The sequence below is a fragment of the Flectobacillus sp. genome, from assembly GCF_049240685.1.
Taxonomy (GTDB): domain Bacteria; phylum Bacteroidota; class Bacteroidia; order Cytophagales; family Spirosomataceae; genus Flectobacillus.
In genome coordinates, this window is record NZ_JBMLSD010000448.1 from 1 (window position 1) to 2574 (window position 2574).

Here is a 2574-nt window from a genome sequence, read left to right on the forward strand (position 1 = left end):
ATTTAGAAACATTTTAACACTCATTGCCTTGCGCCTAAACACCTAACCAAAATCTTATTCTGCATGATTACTTAAGTTTTCCCCAAAAAAAAATAACCCATAGCCCAAAGCTGATACCCAATAGCTCCAAACCTATTGCTCATAAAATTAGGGACAAAGCAAAGCTGAGTCCCTAACCCCTAACCAAATTAATTTTAATCTTTTAACCATAGTTGAGATTCACAAAATGGATGTCTCACCAGTCCATTCGCTATGTTTAGCCGAAGCTCAACAAGTTTGCTAAACGAAGTGTAACCAAAAAACTTCCTACAAAAATCATATTATTAGGACTAAACGCTAAATTTATTCGCCAAGCTTGAATAAGTACTCGACCAATGACGTTTTCAGGGCAAAAGGCACTTATCATTCGCTCGAAGCTGTTTGTCGAAAAAGCTTTTATTTTTTGACCTAGGGCGTTTTTTACAAAAAGTATTATGCTTAATTTTGATAAACAAGATTACCTTAAAATAGTTTTAGGTAAATTTTTGAATACAGACAAAATAGAATTGGATTTTTATACGAAGTTGAAATACAGGATTTTATCAAAAAATCTTGTTTACACATATTAAAACATTACCTTGGAAACATCAGCCGCTCTCAATCATACACGCACTGTTATTTTACAGGATTTGCCGCTCAAGAAAATTCTGGCCAGACGAGCTGTTTATCATACGCTTTTCTGGATTGTGATTAGCTTGTACAATACCCTTTATCTTGGTTTTTTGAAGGATGACTATTCAGAAGCTTTTTTTGAGTTTGCTGTCAAATTCCCCTTTTATCTTTCTTTGGTGTACGTCAATATCTATTATTTTATTCCAAAGTTTTTATTGAAAGGTAAGTATCTACAATACGGGGTCTTGTTGACAGGCTCTACCTTATTGGCAGTAGCCTGCTTTCAGACCTTGATTAACCATTTGATTTATATCAACTATTGCCCTGTTGGTTATCGCTCAGATATTTTGTTTGACCCTAAACCTACTGTCAAAAGAATGTTTGATATGATTTCGGTATTTGGGATGACAACAGGAATCAAATTGACCAAAGATTGGATTGGGCATCAAGAAAAAATTAAGGATTTAGAAAAACAGAATTTGAAGAATGAGTTGGAGTTTTTGAAATCTCAAATTCAACCCCATTTCTTTTTCAATACTTTAAATAACCTATATTCATTAACACTAAAGAAGTCTGATTTGGCACCAGAGGTTGTTGTAAAGCTTTCTGATTTAATGAGTTATATGTTGTATGAGTCAGATAGTTTGGAAACTACCCTTCGTAAAGAAGTAGAACATATCAAAAATTATTTGGACTTGGAAGGTTTGCGATTTGGCAAGCGTCTACACTTGGATTTTGATATCATAGGAGAGGTGGACAAAAAGAAAATCCCACCACTTTTGCTTTTACCATTTATTGAAAATGCTTTTAAACATGGTACATCGCATGAGACAGGCGAAATTCATCTGAAAATCGTGTTGAATATTCTTCATGACAAATTGGTTTTTGGTGTGACAAACCCAAGATTTGAAAATCAATCTTCAAGGAAAAAACACAAAGGCCTCGGCTTGAAAAACGTACAACGCCGTTTGGATCTTTTGTATGGTAAGAACTATAAACTACAGATTTTACCAACGGCCAAAGAGTATTCTATTAGTCTTGAACTACCTTTTGAACCAGTTGTTTTAAGCGAATCAAAATCAAATAAATAGCAGCATTATCCATTTGCTTTCATGTGTAAAGGCTATTTTTCTAAGATTTGACGATATTCCAAAACTAAATTTATATGAAATTAAAAACGCTAATTGTAGACGATGAACCATTAGCTCTCGACGTGCTTGAGACTTTTATTCAGCGAGTAGAGGGATTGGAGCTTGTAGGGCGTTGCGAAAATGGCATTCAGGCATTTAACCTATTACAAAAAGGAGGGATTGACCTTCTATTTTTGGATATTGAAATGCCTACTTTAGATGGATTAGAATTATTAAGAAGCTTACACAATCCTCCCAAAGTGATTATTACGACAGCCTATCGTGATTATGCGGTCGAAAGCTATGAATTGGACGTGGTTGATTATTTGGTAAAACCTATCCCTTTTCAAAGATTTGTCAAAGCTGTCAATAAAGTTCAACAAAAATCAGAAGAAATAGATTTAGTTACCGAAGCTAATGCTTTTAAACAACAACCTCCTGCTGGTAAGCCTGAGGCAATGTTTATCAAGGTAGACAAACGGATTGTAAAAGTATATTTCAATGATATCTTGTTTATCGAAAGCTTAAAAGATTACATTCGCGTGCACACAACTTCTGAATCCTATGTGACGTATCAAACCATGAATGGTATAGGCGAAATACTACCAGAAGATGATTTTGCTCGAATTCATAAATCATTCATTGTAGCGATTCATAAAGTAACTTCTATCGAAGCTAATGACCTGATTGTCAATAATCGTTCATTGCCGATTGGAAGAAGTTTTAGAGAAGATATTCTTGAAAAAATATACAAAACAGGAGTTTTGGCAGTGAAGTAAGCCCTGAGTCGGAT

Annotated in this window: 2 protein-coding genes; both read left to right on the forward strand. The window is 34.5% G+C overall.

Features of this window, described 5'->3' with window-relative positions; all coding sequences use genetic code 11:
* Positions 1-617: 617 nt before the first annotated feature.
* Positions 618-1742: a sensor histidine kinase gene (locus ACOVQ4_RS20630; protein WP_421822495.1), complete on the forward strand. Its 1125-nt coding sequence runs from the start codon at positions 618-620 to the stop codon at positions 1740-1742.
* A 74-nt stretch (positions 1743-1816) separates the two neighbouring features.
* Positions 1817-2560, forward strand: a complete 744-nt coding sequence (locus ACOVQ4_RS20635; protein WP_421822496.1) for a LytR/AlgR family response regulator transcription factor — start codon at positions 1817-1819, stop codon at positions 2558-2560.
* The last annotated feature ends 14 nt before the right edge of the window (positions 2561-2574 follow it).

Excerpts from the sequence above, each read along its gene's own strand:
- ACOVQ4_RS20635 (WP_421822496.1), top strand. The coding sequence starts at position 1,817 with ATGAAATTAAAAACGCTAATTGTAGACGATGAACCATTAGCTCTCGAC.